The 15,254-nt window shown below is 36.1% G+C and carries 16 protein-coding genes and 1 pseudogene; 10 read left to right on the top strand and 7 right to left on the bottom strand.

Going from position 1 to position 15,254, the window contains the following annotated elements; translation table 11 throughout:
- Window positions 1-141: 141 nt before the first annotated feature.
- A complete protein-coding gene (locus H6G73_RS13095; protein ID WP_190605068.1) occupies window positions 142-345 on the bottom strand; it encodes a hypothetical protein in 204 nt (67 codons plus the stop codon).
- A gap of 587 nt (window positions 346-932) precedes the next feature.
- Here H6G73_RS13095 and H6G73_RS13100 point away from each other — a divergent pair.
- A complete protein-coding gene (locus H6G73_RS13100) occupies window positions 933-1,961 on the top strand; it encodes a hypothetical protein (protein WP_190605071.1) in 1,029 nt (342 codons plus the stop codon).
- A gap of 287 nt (window positions 1,962-2,248) precedes the next feature.
- On the opposite strand, the pseudogene H6G73_RS24440 reads toward H6G73_RS13100, so the two are convergent.
- Window positions 2,249-2,467 (bottom strand): annotated as a pseudogene (locus tag H6G73_RS24440) (Uma2 family endonuclease); the annotation flags it as partial.
- A 77-nt stretch (window positions 2,468-2,544) separates the two neighbouring features.
- Entirely contained in the window at window positions 2,545-3,966 is a 1,422-nt protein-coding gene (locus H6G73_RS13105; protein WP_190605072.1) for an NADP-dependent isocitrate dehydrogenase, read from the bottom strand.
- A 54-nt stretch (window positions 3,967-4,020) separates the two neighbouring features.
- On the opposite strand from H6G73_RS13105, the gene H6G73_RS13110 reads away from it, so the two are divergent.
- The 3 genes from H6G73_RS13110 (at window position 4,021) to H6G73_RS13120 (ending at window position 6,323) form a co-directional block, all read left to right on the top strand.
- Window positions 4,021-4,188: a hypothetical protein gene (locus tag H6G73_RS13110; RefSeq protein WP_190605074.1), complete on the top strand. Its 168-nt coding sequence runs from the start codon at window positions 4,021-4,023 to the stop codon at window positions 4,186-4,188.
- 147 nt (window positions 4,189-4,335) lie between these two features.
- Window positions 4,336-5,055 carry a GUN4 domain-containing protein gene (locus H6G73_RS13115; RefSeq protein ID WP_190605076.1) on the top strand — a complete coding sequence of 240 codons (720 nt, stop codon included), beginning with the start codon at window positions 4,336-4,338 and terminating at the stop codon, window positions 5,053-5,055.
- A gap of 173 nt (window positions 5,056-5,228) precedes the next feature.
- Window positions 5,229-6,323 carry an ABC transporter ATP-binding protein gene (locus H6G73_RS13120; protein ID WP_190605078.1) on the top strand — a complete coding sequence of 365 codons (1,095 nt, stop codon included), beginning with the start codon at window positions 5,229-5,231 and terminating at the stop codon, window positions 6,321-6,323.
- A gap of 100 nt (window positions 6,324-6,423) precedes the next feature.
- On the opposite strand, the gene H6G73_RS13125 is transcribed toward H6G73_RS13120, so the two are convergent.
- Together H6G73_RS13125 and H6G73_RS13130 are read right to left on the bottom strand one after the other, a co-directional pair.
- Window positions 6,424-7,326 (bottom strand): hypothetical protein, encoded by a 903-nt coding sequence (locus tag H6G73_RS13125; RefSeq protein WP_190605080.1) that lies wholly within the window; start codon window positions 7,324-7,326, stop codon window positions 6,424-6,426.
- Between the two features lie 4 nt (window positions 7,327-7,330).
- Window positions 7,331-8,578, bottom strand: coding sequence for a retropepsin-like aspartic protease (locus H6G73_RS13130; RefSeq protein WP_190605082.1), 1,248 nt, complete (start codon window positions 8,576-8,578; stop codon window positions 7,331-7,333).
- Window positions 8,579-9,102: 524 nt separating this feature from the next.
- Between H6G73_RS13130 and H6G73_RS13135 the strand changes: the two genes are divergently transcribed.
- The 3 genes from H6G73_RS13135 to H6G73_RS13145 are packed head-to-tail and all read left to right on the top strand — an operon-like array spanning window position 9,103 to window position 12,918.
- Complete coding sequence (locus H6G73_RS13135) at window positions 9,103-9,903, top strand: vWA domain-containing protein (protein WP_190605084.1); 801 nt, start codon at window positions 9,103-9,105, stop codon at window positions 9,901-9,903.
- 40 nt (window positions 9,904-9,943) lie between these two features.
- Complete coding sequence (locus H6G73_RS13140; protein WP_190605086.1) at window positions 9,944-11,602, top strand: protein phosphatase 2C family protein; 1,659 nt, start codon at window positions 9,944-9,946, stop codon at window positions 11,600-11,602.
- On the top strand, window positions 11,602-12,918 hold the full coding sequence (locus tag H6G73_RS13145; protein WP_190605088.1) for a protein kinase domain-containing protein: 1,317 nt from the start codon (window positions 11,602-11,604) through the stop codon (window positions 12,916-12,918). Before H6G73_RS13140 ends, H6G73_RS13145 begins: the two co-directional genes overlap by 1 nt.
- Before the next feature lie 221 nt (window positions 12,919-13,139).
- Here H6G73_RS13145 and H6G73_RS13150 read toward each other — a convergent pair whose 3' ends face one another.
- Together H6G73_RS13150 and H6G73_RS13155 are read right to left on the bottom strand one after the other, a co-directional pair.
- Window positions 13,140-13,544 carry a PIN domain-containing protein gene (locus H6G73_RS13150; protein WP_190605090.1) on the bottom strand — a complete coding sequence of 135 codons (405 nt, stop codon included), beginning with the start codon at window positions 13,542-13,544 and terminating at the stop codon, window positions 13,140-13,142.
- Window positions 13,545-13,838 (bottom strand): hypothetical protein, encoded by a 294-nt coding sequence (locus H6G73_RS13155; RefSeq protein WP_190605093.1) that lies wholly within the window; start codon window positions 13,836-13,838, stop codon window positions 13,545-13,547. It abuts the gene before it with no gap.
- Window positions 13,839-14,046: 208 nt separating this feature from the next.
- Here H6G73_RS13155 and H6G73_RS13160 point away from each other — a divergent pair, with 208 nt between their 5' ends.
- The 3 genes from H6G73_RS13160 to H6G73_RS13170 are packed head-to-tail and all read left to right on the top strand — an operon-like array spanning window position 14,047 to window position 15,220.
- Entirely contained in the window at window positions 14,047-14,208 is a 162-nt protein-coding gene (locus H6G73_RS13160) for a ribbon-helix-helix domain-containing protein (RefSeq protein ID WP_190605095.1), read from the top strand.
- Window positions 14,209-14,225: 17 nt separating this feature from the next.
- Entirely contained in the window at window positions 14,226-14,672 is a 447-nt protein-coding gene (locus tag H6G73_RS13165; protein WP_190605097.1) for a Tse2 family ADP-ribosyltransferase toxin, read from the top strand.
- A 26-nt stretch (window positions 14,673-14,698) separates the two neighbouring features.
- On the top strand, window positions 14,699-15,220 hold the full coding sequence (locus tag H6G73_RS13170) for a hypothetical protein (protein ID WP_242034190.1): 522 nt from the start codon (window positions 14,699-14,701) through the stop codon (window positions 15,218-15,220).
- Window positions 15,221-15,254 lie beyond the last annotated feature (34 nt).

Below are 15,254 nucleotides of genomic sequence, written 5' to 3' on the forward strand. Positions count from 1 at the left end.
CAAAGAGTGATTTTCGTAACTAAATACGTAAAAAAAGTATAAAAAGCAGAGATTGTCAGTACACCATTGATGTGGACACAACAATATCTGCTGTCATTGTATGGGAATTCCGGTTAAAAAGCTGTTGAATTTCCAGCTGTTTTAAAATCCTTGTCTTGAAGCCAGCTTTTCAAAATGAGCCTGAGTTTGATGCAGCAATTGTTGGCGACTATCGGCTAATGTCTGCTTGAGGGGTGGAACCAGGTTGCGAGCTTGAAGAGTCATGTGCAACTGGAGATTAGCAACATATTCGCTGAAATCTTGGTTTTCTTCTACACCTGCGCCCGTTAAGACATTGGATTCCATTGCCACTATGTTCTCCTTTAACGAATCTTGTGCATTTACTGGACATTATCAAAAGTTATCATGATTTTTTTACCCATCTTCTCAATTTGCAATGAAGTGTAATGCTTTGATTTTAGTTCTTATGTACTATTGACTTATAACTAGGCCAACCTCATTAAATATCAAATGTGATTTCGTTAGCGAAGCTTTGCGTTATTGATATGAAGCAATCTTCAGTATCTCTATTTTACTTTTTTAATTTTGACCTAATAACAAAATCAGTAACGTGACTTTACCATATCCCAATACCAGCGATACGGTCTGATATGAATTTTCATTGAGGTTGCACATAATTGAAAACCTTAAAATTCAGATATCGCCAGAGTTGGGAGTTTTTTAATTATGTGTATCTTCAAAGTAAAATGATATGAGAGTATGATCGCTTTCCCTGTTTTTAGAATATTAAATTTTAAAAACTGTTTTGAAAAGCCAACATATTTATCTTTTCCGGTTTCCTATACAAATTCTGGTTCAGGTAATTCCGTCAGAATCGATGATTTTGATAACTTATCATAGATAATTAACTCATACTTATAGGGTGTACGAAAATGTCTAAAGAAAAGCAAAAACCTTTACTTTACATTTTACCAATTGAATCTGTTACTCTGCAAGACACAGTATCTTCGGCAATAACTAATGTTGCTAGTTTTGATGAAGATAATAAACTAACCTATTATAAGATTGCTAAGAAAATGACTAGAATAGGAGTTGCGTTATTAGCTGATTTAATTATACCTCTACCACTTGGTGTAATCACTACATTAGTATTAGGAGATATTCTTAATATAAAAAGAGAATCAAATAATGAGGATAAAAACCAAAATAAAGAATCAAAAAGAGATGTTGTTTATACTAACCAACAAAAAAATGATTTAACAGCAGATATTAGTAAAGTAATAAAGGAGCTTAATTTAGAAGATTGGTCTGCGTTTTTAGGAGAGATTCCTTATTCATCTATACCTGAAGACTTTGAGTTTTCTCCAGGTCATCCATTGCCAGGAAGGTTCTATAGGGCACATCCCCTAGAATCTAAAAATAAGAAATACATTCCAATTGAAACCTTTGATTCGTTACTTTATGCAGAAAGAGAAGCTGAACTAATTCGCTTATTAGTAGATTTAGGGGCAACAAAAATTACAATTCAAGAAAAACAGTTAGGGAAAACTACATCTGATACTACAGCTAATGCCGCAATTACTGGAACAGGTGGTGTAAAAGCAGAATTAAAAAGAGATATTAATGAATTAAACGAATCAACGAGAACTTTCTCTCTTGGGGGAATTAATTGGACTCCAGAACTACAAAGTCGATTTAATGAAGAGGCATATAGTTGGCTTCCTTATGAGCCAGCTTGGGCAGCAGTTGTTCATGCTCGTTTATATGGAAAATGCTTAACAGCGTCAATTGAATTAACTAATGATAATTCTTACTCAATTTCAGGAAAAATGGGACTGACAGAAGGATTATTACAAAATCTTGGTGGTTTTGATATGGGAGCATCTTTTACTCTTAGTCAAACCAAGACAAGTCTAATTTCTGTTGAATTTTCACCTTCTATAGCAAAAATAAAAGAGTAAATCCCTTCAAACCCTTGTCATTGCTACTTTTCAGCGACTAGTCAGTGTTATTTACCCTGATCAGTAATTTACCGGAATTTGAGTTAAAGCTGTTCTTGGTTTTATCAAGAAATTAGGGATCAAACCATTCGACTGAAACTCACAGTCAATGGTGATGGTAGGGGCGGGTTCACAAGTACCCTGGTTGAGCAATTCAAGATATTGATAAACCCGCCCCTACAAAACATGAAACTTGGTGGAGGCAAAATGACGTTGGGTGATGAAATCACACTTTTAAATTGGATATTTCAATAACGATCTAAACTCAAACTAAATCCTGGTAATATGTCTTCACCTAATAATTCTGTAGGCAAATTTCGCAATTCTACCTTTTGTCCTAAACGATAAATTTCTACTTGTTGCTGTTGAGGATTTATTAACTATCCTAGTTTTATCCCTGCATCCATATATTCTTGCATTTTCTGTCGCAGAGTTTCTAAATCATCTGTTGCTAACCTTAATTCAATGCAGCTTTATCTGAGTTTTTTATAAATAAAAAATAATTGATAGGACGGGGAAACCCCGCCCCGATAATTAACTGAAATTAACCGAAATGTTTGATGATTGCGTCAGCAAATTCAGAACACTTTAATGGTTCTACGGGTGGTTCTAATAACCGTGCGAGGTCGTAGGTGACTTGACGATTAGCGATCGCATCTCCTAAACCTTTTTTAATCAAGTCTGCCGCTTCTTGCCAACCCAGATATTCCAGCATCATCACACCGGAAAGTATTACAGAACCTGGGTTAATTCGGTCTAGACCTGCGTGTTTGGGTGCTGTACCATGGGTGGCTTCAAAAACCGCACAGGCATCGCCTATATTTGCCCCTGGCCCCATGCCTAACCCACCAACAATAGCCGCAGCCGCATCGGACAAGTAATCGCCATTTAAGTTCATTGTGGCCAGAATAGAATACTCATCTGGTCGAGTTTGGATTTGTTGGAAAATACTGTCGGCGATGCGGTCATTAACCATCACCTTGTCTTTCCATTGGCCGTTACCGTGGGTTGACCAAATAGCATTGAGGACTGTTTCCACTTCCTTAACGATTTGGGCTTTCTTCTCCTGGGTTAAAGCATCAAAACCAGGGTCAATTTGCCGCGCGTTGTCTTCCAAGGAAAGATTGGGGTTTTTCTCCTTGTTGCTCAAAATCCAAGATTCCCGTTCAGTGACGGTTTCTTGACGAAACTCGGTGGTAGCTAATTCATAACCCCAGTCCCGGAAAGCACCTTCGGTGTACTTCATGATGTTGCCCTTATGCACCAGTGTGACCTGTTGCTTGTCTTTGGGCAGTTGTAAGGCGTGTTTGATGGCACGTCTGACTAAACGCTGGGAACCGCTTTTACTGATGGGTTTGATGCCAATCCCAGCGTCGAGGGGAATTTGCTTTTTACCGTGTTCTGGGGTTGCGGGGATGAGTTCTTTGTTGAGAATAGAAATTAAGCGATCGCCTATTTCACTTCCCTGCTTCCACTCAATCCCTAAATAAATATCCTCTGTGTTTTCCCGATAGACGATTACATCCAGTTTTTCTGGATTTTTGTGGGGAGATGGTGTTCCTGCGTAATAACGGCAAGGACGCACACAAGCATAAAGGTCAAAAATTTGTCGCAATGCTACGTTTAAAGAGCGAATTCCCCCGCCTACAGGTGTGGTCAAAGGCCCTTTAATAGCAACTCCATATTCTTGAATGGCGGTGAGGGTATCTTGGGGTAAATACTGGTAAGTGCCGTATAAATCACAGGCCTCATCCCCAGCGTAAACCTTAAACCAACTAATTTGACGTTTACCGTTGTATGCTTTGGCAACAGCCGCATCCATGACTTTTTGCGCGGCAGGCCAGATATCTATCCCTGTACCATCCCCCCGAATAAAAGGAATAATAGGATTATCAGGCACAACTGGTTCACCGTTTTTAAAGGTGATTTTTGCTCCGGCTGTTGGGGGGGTAATCTTTTCGTACATATCTTCACACGCTCCAAATACAGATCCTGCTGCACAAAATGAGAAAATATTCCTGTGGCAGGTTTACAGAATTTTGCTTTGCCTTGTCTTCACCCAGTCATGAGGCGCAGATTATCCCCTACGGTAACTGATACAGTATTTATGGCTAAGGTGGGAATCAAAGCAGCCCTGAGTCTTGATGATTTTGCGGCAGACTTTGCCTATGCCCACTTTCTAGCCTAGATGTTTCTCTCTATCCAGAAACATGCTCAGGGGCTTTCAAACTTCCCCTCTATTCTGTAAACTACTTTTCGCTATCTGTGCTTCGTTTTGTAGAATAACCGATAGCTGAAACAGCTTGTTCACGCTCACGCTAACACGAGTAATGGCATGACAGACCCAATGATTGTATCAGGCACTGCTAATGACATCGACTCTCTTCGCCTCCAGTTAATCGCTGGGTCTGAAAAAATCCAACAACAACTCATCCCGCAGTTAGCTGAAATGGGTAATGAGGGGTTAGAAGTGTTGAAGGAATTTTTACTAAAACGTCGCGATACCCCAGCAACTTGGATTGATGGCAAAGCCTACCAAGCACTCTACAACTGTGATGCACCTACAGCCAGAGAATTTCTACAAACTAATTTTCCTGAGGGAATTGTACCTCTAAAATCAGACTGTGGGATCAATTACAATCCTTTGCAAGAGCTTTTAGCCCGTCAAGACTACCAAGCCGCCGATCGCCTCACTAATCAAAATTTGTGCGAATTGGCAGGGCCACAAGCAGCACAGAGAAAATGGTTGTATTTCACAGAGGTGGATACTTTACCCATTCAGGACTTACAAACAATTAATCGGCTTTGGCTGGTTCATTCTGAAGGTAAATTTGGCTATTCTGTCCAGCGAGATATTTGGCTAAGTTTAGGCAAGAACTGGGACAGCTTATGGAGCAAAATTGGCTGGAAGGAAGGTATCAAATGGACAAGATATCCCAATGAATTTATTTGGGATTTAAGCGCCCCCAAGGGTCATTTACCTTTGTCTAATCAATTACGGGGTGTGCGTGTAATTGCTTCTTTACTTTCACACCCTGCTTGGCATAAAACTTAGTAATAGGGAACAGGGAACAGGCTGAAAAGTCTTTATCTCCCTGGCAATTCTCCCACTGTCAATTCAGTCTTCCCTTATGGGGATATCAAGGCTAGAAGCGATTGGGAAGTCAGAAAGGGTGATTGCTTGTTGCCCAAACATCAGAAAATGCAAGTTCAGGGGATTAATTAAGCATGGCAACAGTTCAGCTAGACCAGGTGAATCGGAAATTCAATCAAGTTACCGCTATAGAAGACATTACATTTAAAATCCCTGATGGGGAATTTTGGGTCTTGGTGGGGCCTTCTGGTTGCGGTAAATCAACGATTTTGCGGAGTGTAGCTGGACTAGAAACGGTGACATCAGGACAAGTGTTTATAGGCGATCGCTTGGTGAATGATGTGCCCGCTAGACAACGGGATGTGGCGATGGTATTTCAAAATTACGCCCTCTATCCCCACATGTCTGTGAGGGAAAACATCGCTTTTGGCCTGGAGATGCGGAAGGTTGACCGCAATATGATTCAAGAACGGGTCTTGACGGTAGCGCGATCGCTTTCTCTAGAACATTTGCTAGACCGTAAACCCAAGCAATTATCTGGGGGACAACAGCAACGGGTAGCATTAGGAAGAGCGATCGCGCGTCAACCACAATTATTTTTAATGGATGAACCTTTATCTAATTTAGATGCCCAATTGCGAGATGATACTAGGGCAGAATTAAAACAATTACATCAACAATTAGGAATTACAACAATTTACGTCACCCACGACCAAATCGAAGCCATGACTTTAGCAGATAAAATCGTGGTTTTAAATCGGGGCAGAATTCAACAAATTGGCGACCCACAAACGGTTTACGCCTCTCCTGCCAATGAAATGGTAGCTACATTTGTAGGCAATCCACCTATGAATATTTTGGCAGCTATTTATAAGGGTGAAAATTTTGATATTAACGGACAAATATTAGCAATTCCCTCTGACGTTCAAACCAAATTAAATTTAAATCCTGGTCAAAATGTGAATTTAGGTATTCGACCAGAACATATTCACATTACCCCTGATTTATCTTCACTGGTAGTGGAAGTAAAAGTTGTCGAACCATTAGGAAGAGAAACCTTAATAAGAGCTAGTTTACCCAGTTCCTCAACATTGTTAAATATCCAAGTTCCCGGAGGTATGCGCTTACATCCAGGAGAAAAATTAAATTTACAGCTAGATTTGAGTCAATTATTTATTTTCGACCATAATACAGGGGACAGAATTTTTCCAGAATTGGGTGACAGGTAACAGGTAACAGGTAACAGGTGACAGGTGACAGGTGTCTATGTTGTAGTTTGAGTTAATGTCCTAACTACCTTGTCTACGGCTATCTATTAACAACGATAATTTAATTAGCAGGGACAGATTTAAATCCTGTAGCCTTTAAAATTTCATTATCACCTTTTCTCACAGTGAGAGTAGTTTCCTCACTACTATTATTACTATCTTCACTCATTGGCTGTTCTAAAACATAAGTATAGTCACCATTTGCCCAACCAGTTAAACATTTACCATCCCGACAAACGACTTTTCCTCCTGTGAGGTTTAAACATTTACCCTTAGCATCACAACCTTTATAACTGAGGTTGCCTGTGCCATTTACCCCTGTCCAGGAATCAGAATTACCAATAGTGATAGTCCATTCACCATTACTTAAAGTTTGGGAATCACTATTCTTTGCTTGATTCTGCGAATCAGTGGATGATTTCTCAGATGACTTCTCATCTATAACATCCATTTTCGTAATAATAGATTCCTTGCGAGTTTTACCACAAGGTTCTGCACTTTCACAATCATTGACAGAAGCTATTTCGTAGGATACTCTAACTTTCTTATTCAGATATTTTGCACTATCTGCACAAATCTCAAAAGATGCACCTACATTATGTGGAGTACCTTTATCATCTACTAAAGTTGCATAACAAAGTAGGTCACCATTAACTAATTCTGTAACTGTACCAACCTGAAGTTGTTTAACAGGTTTATTTTTAGATTTATTGTTTTCCCTAGTAGTTGTGTTGTTGGCTAATTGTGTTTCTTCTTCCTGATTTTCAGAATTTGCTGACTCTGATTCTTCAGTTTCCTTGTCTTCAGGTTCACTATTAGTCACTGGTTGGGTTGTTGTTTGTGGTTGAGACTGAGAAACTGCATCTATTTTAGTTTCTTTATCTGCATCAGCAGATGAATTACCACAACTTACCAACCACGTACAGCAGAAGATTATAGACAGAATGGGAATTAATTTTTTCATATTATTAATATGGGGTTAAAACTAAACTTCCTGCTTCCACTAATCCTAACCCATTTCTTTTACTAAACCGCCAGTGTTGTTTATATCTATTCAAGAAGTTTTGTCCAATTACTCCTTCTACTCCTGGCACTTTTAACAGGGGACTAGATTCTAAAATCAACGCATCAATTACATAAGCTTGATGTTGTTGTACATTTAGTTTAGATAGTTTAATTTTTTTGACTTTTTCACTACCACCAAAACCAAATACTTCTTCAGTTTTGTCTAGTCTGGGGTCATCTAAGTTTAATCTTTGTGCTAACCGCTTGGATAAAATCATAGCTGAAGCACCAGTATCCACAATAAATCGAAATGGGCCTTCCCCATTAATGTAAACTTGGGTAGTTAATACCCCAAAACTGCCTACAAGTGGAATCGCGTCTGGTACTGTTGGGGAAGGAGATAAAAGTTGTAATTGTCGCTGTCGAGGATTGAGAATAACATCAAAATTACTCAAAAAATCTAGACCCAAAATACCAGATATCTTAGTTGGTAATCTGTCTGTTGGTAATCCCAAAGCATAAAGACCACTCACACTGGCAGACTGAATAGATACTGGTGGTAAAATATGTACATTAGCCGGTGCTTGACCAAGATTATTTCCAACTACTGGTTTATGTTTTAGAATTTCTGAGGGAATAGAGATACTTGGCAGATTTAAACGTAGAGCAATTTGTTGAGCAATTTGGGAATCAATGATAGTTTGACCAGAACCAGTATCTAATAAGAAATTTTGAGTTTGATTACCGATTTTCACAGGAACGGTAAAAATGCCATTGGTAGGCAGAAAATTGAGTTGAACATTAGCTTTTCCCCTGGTGACTTGTTGGGGAAGCTTGACACGAGTTGCTTCTATTAAAGCAGCGAAGCGATCGCTTGCATCTGGCCGATATTTTCCGCTAGAGTCTAGCATGATAGTCTGCAACACACATTCGGAAGCAACTATTTGCAGTCTATCAGGCGTAGTTTTTTGCGGTTCAGGGACTTTCTCCAGTAAGCATTGATAAATTTGTTGCAGCAGTTGTTGACCCAAACTATTCGTTGAACTTGTGGCCGGGGGGTTGGGAGTCTGACTGACAACAGGTAAGGTAAGGAAGGGAGAACAGGTACTAAAAACTATGCTGCATACCAAAGTACCAAGCAGCTTGATTTTTCCTAGCTGTGCTGACCTGGATACAGATGTCACCTTAGTATCGGAAATTGCAAGGGACATGTAATTTTCCCGTGATTTGCCTACAATACCTGTTTTAACTGAGATTTCCGCAAATCACCACTAGCAGCATTGACAATTTTGATACTGCCCATGTTTTTCTTGTCTATAGCAGAGATAAAAGGTATTCATCTCTCAAATAAAATTTGCAGGCTATATTTTCTAGAACTTAGGTAAGATAAACGTATTTTCATCATTGCGACCGCAATCAAGCAATCTCCAACCCATATTTTTCGTACACTACGCAGAAGTTCTGTTTGCATCAATAGGGTAAGTATTATCAACCAGGGAAGAAATCTATGAAGCTGATTGCGCCTACATTCTAGATATCTTCGTCTTCCATTCAGATCACTATTATTTTACATGTTTATATAGTTCTTTTATATGAATTATTGTGTATTAAATTATATCTCACTCTCAGACTTGGACAATACTATATATAAGCAAATAAGCTTAAATCATTACGAGATACCATTTATGCAAAGTAATGATTTTAGCTACTGAAAGTCTGTAGGGGTAATATAATTGTGTACCAAGAGCAATTAAGCAGTTCTAAACCAGGTTTTATAGTTATCCTAATTGATCAATCAGGTTCAATGTCAGATGCTTATGGCGGATCTACTAAAGCTAACTTTGCAGCATTAGCAGTTAATAGAGTTATAGCAGAAATTATTACGGCTTGTACAGTTGGTGATGATATTAGAGATAGATGTTATGTCGCTGTGGTTGGCTATGGATCTCGCGTAAGCGTACTATTTCTGGATAAGATATCTGATTTAGCTAAAAATCCAAATACAACCACTGTCAAGAAGAAAGTGTCTGATGGTGCGGGTGGACTGGTTGAAGTGGATGAAGTGGTTAGAGTGTTTGTAAATCCTATTGCCAATGGCTCTACAAATATGGCAGAAGCTTTTAAACAAGCTTATCAAGGTGTAGAAAAATTTATTGCTAACAATCCAAATAGTTTTCCACCTATTGTTATTAATATTACTGATGGAGAGCCTGACGATTTAGATAGTGCTGCTGCTAAAGCTAAAAAATTAGCACAACTCAAAACCACTGATGGCAATGTAATTATTATGAATGCACATATTGACACAGTATCAGCAGGTAAGATAGAGTTGCCAAACATTAATACTGGATTTAGTGGTAATAAATTTGCAAACTTTTTGTTTGATATTTCCTCTGTACTACCAGAAAATCTTTCTACTAGAGCTAAAGATGTAGGTTTTAATGTTCAGCCAGGTTCTAGAGGCTTTGTATTTAATGCTGATGCAGAAACATTGATCAGAATTCTCAATTTTGGCTCTTTAGGAGCTTTGCGCTAAAGTTTTCTATCATTCAATATTATTCGGGGTTAACAAGAAGATGTCAATCAAAATAATTTTTCATGGTAGGACGCATAAAGAAAATGAAAGTATTAATGATTGTCAGGATTATTTTCAAGTTAACCCCGAAAATAATTGTTTTGCTATCACTGATGGTGCAAGTCAATCCTTTTATCCCAGTATATGGGCAGAACTTTTGGTAAATCATTTTTGCCAAAACCCTGATATTAACCCAAATAACTGGACTACATGGTTGCAACCCATTCAAGAAAAATGGCTTTTAGAGGTAGAAAAGCGAATCATAAAAGCTAAAAATGAAAATAGCCCTGTTTGGGTAACAAATCAAAATCGTTTGAATTTCCATGAATCAGCAACATCCACATTTATCGGTTTACAATTTATTGCAGATAAACTAAAACTGTCTCTTGTAGGAGATAGTTGTTTATTTATTGTCGAAGGTGATCAATCAGGTAACAAATATCAACTGACTGCAACATATTTATTAAAAGCATCAAAAGATTTTAATGATCGTCCAGGATATTTTGCAAGTTATCCCAAAGATAATCAATTTCAACCAGCTTTTTATCAACTATCTTTAAATCAGACAATATCCACAAATAACACTTACTTGCTCCTAGCTACAGATGCTTTAGCAGAATACATTTTTAAATGTGTAGAACATAGGTTTAACATTTTTGAAACTTTGCTAAGTATTTCTGCTTCACAAGATAAATTTGAAAGTTTTGTGACATCTGCTAGAAATGCTCAAAGTATAAAAATGAAAAATGATGATGTCACATTGTTAATTTTATCTATACCTAATAGCATCATATACCCATCTTCTTTAGAAACAACACATGAAAAAGAAGGAAATACTCAACCTTTTCAATATTTAAATTATAAACAATCTGAAATAGAAGATAACTCTTATTTAGAATCAACAGAAACCAGCAAGAGACATCATGAATTATCTCAAGATAAAACCGAATGTACAACACCTATAATAAATCAAAATTATCCTCAAATAAATGCAAGTTTTAACAATTTAATTCCTCATATTTGGTATCGGCTTATTTCTTCTATTTTATCTCATAATATTACACATAAAAGCATTACAAAAGTTCAAATTAGTAACGATGAACTTGTTTTAAGAATTAATGAATTACAAGAGCAAAACTCAAGCTTGAAACGCCAGCGTATAGTTTTTGTTTTAGGAATTTTACTTTTGCCATTATGGTTCTTCATTCACAGAACCAATACTAGCAACTCAGACCATAATCAAATAAATACAACTACTGCATCTACTAAATATGTACATAAATTTATCAGAATGAAAGAAGAAATTAGCATTTATAAAGATCAAAATTTTACAGATGTTATTGTACAATCACTATCTAATTCACCTGAAGTATTAATCCTCGAAGAAGGAGGCACATGGATTAAATTTCAAACAAACTTTTATGCTTATACAAGAATAGTTGATAAAAGTTGTGAAAATTGTAGAAAGGGCGAAGTTAAAATTAATGCTGATAAAATTAGATTATTACCTATACCTCATACTCAAAAAGAAGATTTAGATAAGACTCTTTTAGGAAAATTAGAAAAGCCATCAATATTCGAGGAAATTGAATTTGATGCAGTAAAAGATTGGTATAAATTAAGGCTTGAAGGGTATATAAAAAAGAAGGATATACAATAATGAAATATCCATTGAGAAACGAATATGATACATCTGTAAGAAACCTTGACAGATTCCTACTTGATGATGTTTTGAAAGTAGGAAAACCCATGATGCAAACCCATAATCCTAATATTTTACTTTCATACAATGGAGGTAAAGCTATTGTTTATAAAATTAAAACTAACACAACTAATTATGCTCTTAAATGCTGGGTAGAGGATTTAGGTGATTTAAAAATTAGGTACATAGAAATTGATAACTACCTAAAAAAAGTTAAACTTCCTTACTTTGTTGATTTTGCTTACAAAGAACAGGGAATTTTAGTCAATGGACAAAAATTTCCAATTATTAGAATGGAATGGATTGATGGTATTAGCTTTAAAAAATTTATAGCTAATAATATTAAGCATCCTATTCATATCCGTAATTTTGCTGCTAAATTCTTAGAAATGGTAACAATTCTCCATGACAATCATATTTCTCATGGAGATTTACAACATGGTAATATTATGATCAGAAAAAACGGAGATATATGCTTAATTGACTATGATGGTTTGTATGTTCCAGAATTAAAAAACGAAAAAGATAATATTAAAGGATTGCCTGGATATCAACATTCTCAGAGAAATAAGTTAGTCAAACTTAGTCCAAAATCTGACTATTTTTCCGAACTTATTATTTACTTATCATTGCTGGCTATTTCCGAAAAACCAAGTTATTGGCAAAACATAGAACTTGAAGAAAGACTACTTTTTTCTGACAAAGATTTAGAAAAACCACATTTATCAAAAATATTTAAAGAACTTAAACAACTGTCAGATGAAGTTCAGTATTTAACTTTAGAATTAGAGAAACTTTGTCAGGAATCAGATATTGAAAAATTACCACCACTGGAAAATTTAGTTAGTGCTTACACTGGGGCTAAAATCGAATGGGATTTTCTACCTAATACAATAACAATACAACAAAATACTGGATCAATTCCGATTATAGATTTGAATAGTCCTAATTGGGATATCTTAGAACAACATAAAAATCAATCTAGCAAGGTAGCTGTTGGAAATTCAGATCCTTGGAGTAAACTTGATACTAATTCATCAAATGTTTGGGATAAATTCGATAGTCAAAAAGTAAACAATCAAGATCCGTGGGATAAATTTGTTGAAACTGATCAAAAACAAGACAAGGAAATATTCACAGATAACACCAATGAAAATATCTGGAATCAACTTATATGGGATAAATTGGATAAGATGTTAAATAATATGCAGGATGGATTCTTAAAATCACTTTCTTCAAAAATCCTGAAAATACTCAAATCCTGGACATCCTAATTCAGAAAAAATGTGGTTCTTGCGTAGATTTTATGGTAATTGAAGATTGATTACCACAAAACCCTTACGAGGCAAGGCTTATAAAATATTATGCGTAATATTTTTAATGAAATGCCTACACAATAAGGTTTTCAATGATTTGGAACTGGGTTCTCCATAAAAAGTACCGAAGAACCAAAAATCTTCAATTTTTGGGTTTCCTATCGTCAACCCAACCTACATTAAACAACCAACCAATTTTCCAACTGTAAATCTTTAACTCTAGTTAAATCAGAATCATTAGAGACTAAAGTTAAATTACCAATTATGGCTGTAGCAGCTATCAGAATATCTGCATCTTGAATGATTTTTCCTCCGCTTGTTAAATCAGCATGAATTTCTGAAGCTTTTTCAAAAATTCTCAAATCATTTAAAAATAAAATCGGATAATCTTGGCAAAATTGCTGAAATAAAGCTAGTTTTTTCGTGGCGTTGGTTCGGATAAGTCCTCTTTGAATTTCATAGTAAGTTATGCCACTTATGGCAAGTAATTCACCTTGACGACGCATTTCAGTGATTTTTAATGCAATTTTTAAATTTTGCTTTAGCGATGCTGAAACAATATTCGTATCTAATAAATAACCCATTTAACTACCACGTTTTACAGATTCATCAAATATTTGCATTTGTTCTGGAGTAAAATCATTCAGCATTCCTGAGACTAAATGTAAGGATAAAATACTTTTAATTCGTTTAGTTAGTTCTGCTTCTGAAATACTATTAACATCAGGTACAGAGTTAGGATCGAAAATTTTATTCATTTCTTTAATCATTTTCTGTTTATCTAAGTTCTCTAGATAAAGAGGGTTATTGTCAATTAAGTTATTGACTATAGTCGTTAATTTTTGATAGTTATATTGATGGTTAATACCTTGATTCATGGTTTAATTTCCTCATAAAATTATATATTTGTTGTATAGAATTATATCATTGAAAATTTTTGGATAAGAATTTAGGAATTAGATCGAATAAGGAACATATTTTTTTAGATAAAGACTAAAAACTATTTTGGATATTACTAAATTTAGTATATCACGTCATGGTATGATGTGTGATGAGATGATACCATAACATATATATCTGTTATCCATGAGTAAAAAACTTAACGCCGTAATTCCTGACGAGACATGGCAAGCATTAGAGGAGATTGCCAAAAAAGAGCAAAGAACTAAAAGCCAAATGGCCGCGATTTTACTGGGGGAAGCGCTAGCTAACCGTCAAAAACAACAGCAAAAAACATCACAAGTATAGTCTTGTAATATTAGCCAATGGTAAAACTCTACTATAGAGGCATGATGGATGAAAATGGTAAGCCCAAAATCGGTCGGTCTGCCAGACTATTAGGAGTTAGACTAGGCATTGATATAAATGTTGAACAAATGCCTTTAGGTTATCTAGATAAGCAAGGCTATTTATTACCAGAGTCAGAACGTGAATCTTGCGGAGAAGTAGTTGCTGTTGCTGTTAAAGATACAAAAGGAATGTCTGTTTCTCTATCAATTGAAGTTTTACCACCAAATCGCAAACCAGCCAAATTTGGTGGAATTGGCAAAGACCCCTTATGGCAAGTTGATGACATCAACATTACCGGAGATTTACAAGCTGTTCAGGATAGTCCAACTCACGTTAGCATTTTGCCAAGAGTTACAATGTTACTAGAAAAGTACGAATTAGCCTTAGCAAATACCCAAAATTATTGGGAAAGAGTTGATTAGAACTATTACAATAGGAGGCTACAGGCATGGCATGGATATTTAGTTTATCGGCAGAGATCGGTTCTGATGAAAAAAGTGCCATTATATTTGCTGGATATTTCCAATGGTTAACATATATAGACTACAAGACTCGCCAATACCAATGTCGTGTAGATACTTTTCGAGATATAGAGAACAACTGGTGGTGTCGGGTTTACCCAAATAATATTAGTGAAGTAGGAATAGACCATCCTAAAACTGCTGGTCTAATGACAGAGTTAGGCAACTTACTCTATGAACACCTACACTCTGTTAACTTACTATGTGAAGACAAAGGCTTTCTTTTTCCGTTTCGTTATGCTTTAGTTGGTGTAGAAGTTGATGAATTTAGAACCTATAGTGAACTGATAGAAGACTTACCTAATTTATCTATTCCAGGATTAGTTTTATCTACAGAACTGACACAAGGATTAGAAACATTATCAGGTTTCCAAGAATTTAGCTCTGGTTATATTTGGCAACCCTACAAAGGAGAAGTTTATCATCCATCAATGGCTCTCCAGACTTAAACAGTCAACTAAACGAACTTTTGAAGATTAGAGG

Source organism: Richelia sinica FACHB-800, assembly GCF_014698825.1.
Classification (GTDB): domain Bacteria; phylum Cyanobacteriota; class Cyanobacteriia; order Cyanobacteriales; family Nostocaceae; genus FACHB-800.

What these genes read in the sequence shown, in the direction of transcription:
- H6G73_RS13145 (WP_190605088.1), top strand. Translation starts at nt 11,602, where the DNA reads ATGAAATATCCATTGAGAAACGAATATGATACATCTGTAAGAAACCTT.
- H6G73_RS13140 (WP_190605086.1), top strand. Translation starts at nt 9,944, where the DNA reads ATGTCAATCAAAATAATTTTTCATGGTAGGACGCATAAAGAAAATGAA.
- H6G73_RS13105 (WP_190605072.1), bottom strand. Translation starts at nt 3,966, where the DNA reads ATGTACGAAAAGATTACCCCCCCAACAGCCGGAGCAAAAATCACCTTT.
- H6G73_RS13100 (WP_190605071.1), top strand. Translation starts at nt 933, where the DNA reads ATGTCTAAAGAAAAGCAAAAACCTTTACTTTACATTTTACCAATTGAA.
- H6G73_RS13155 (WP_190605093.1), bottom strand. Translation starts at nt 13,838, where the DNA reads ATGAATCAAGGTATTAACCATCAATATAACTATCAAAAATTAACGACT.
- H6G73_RS13125 (WP_190605080.1), bottom strand. Translation starts at nt 7,326, where the DNA reads ATGAAAAAATTAATTCCCATTCTGTCTATAATCTTCTGCTGTACGTGG.
- H6G73_RS13130 (WP_190605082.1), bottom strand. Translation starts at nt 8,578, where the DNA reads ATGTCCCTTGCAATTTCCGATACTAAGGTGACATCTGTATCCAGGTCA.
- H6G73_RS13165 (WP_190605097.1), top strand. Translation starts at nt 14,226, where the DNA reads ATGGTAAAACTCTACTATAGAGGCATGATGGATGAAAATGGTAAGCCC.
- H6G73_RS13095 (WP_190605068.1), bottom strand. Translation starts at nt 345, where the DNA reads ATGGAATCCAATGTCTTAACGGGCGCAGGTGTAGAAGAAAACCAAGAT.
- H6G73_RS13150 (WP_190605090.1), bottom strand. Translation starts at nt 13,544, where the DNA reads ATGGGTTATTTATTAGATACGAATATTGTTTCAGCATCGCTAAAGCAA.
- H6G73_RS13120 (WP_190605078.1), top strand. Translation starts at nt 5,229, where the DNA reads ATGGCAACAGTTCAGCTAGACCAGGTGAATCGGAAATTCAATCAAGTT.
- H6G73_RS13115 (WP_190605076.1), top strand. Translation starts at nt 4,336, where the DNA reads ATGACAGACCCAATGATTGTATCAGGCACTGCTAATGACATCGACTCT.
- H6G73_RS13170 (WP_242034190.1), top strand. Translation starts at nt 14,699, where the DNA reads ATGGCATGGATATTTAGTTTATCGGCAGAGATCGGTTCTGATGAAAAA.
- H6G73_RS13160 (WP_190605095.1), top strand. Translation starts at nt 14,047, where the DNA reads ATGAGTAAAAAACTTAACGCCGTAATTCCTGACGAGACATGGCAAGCA.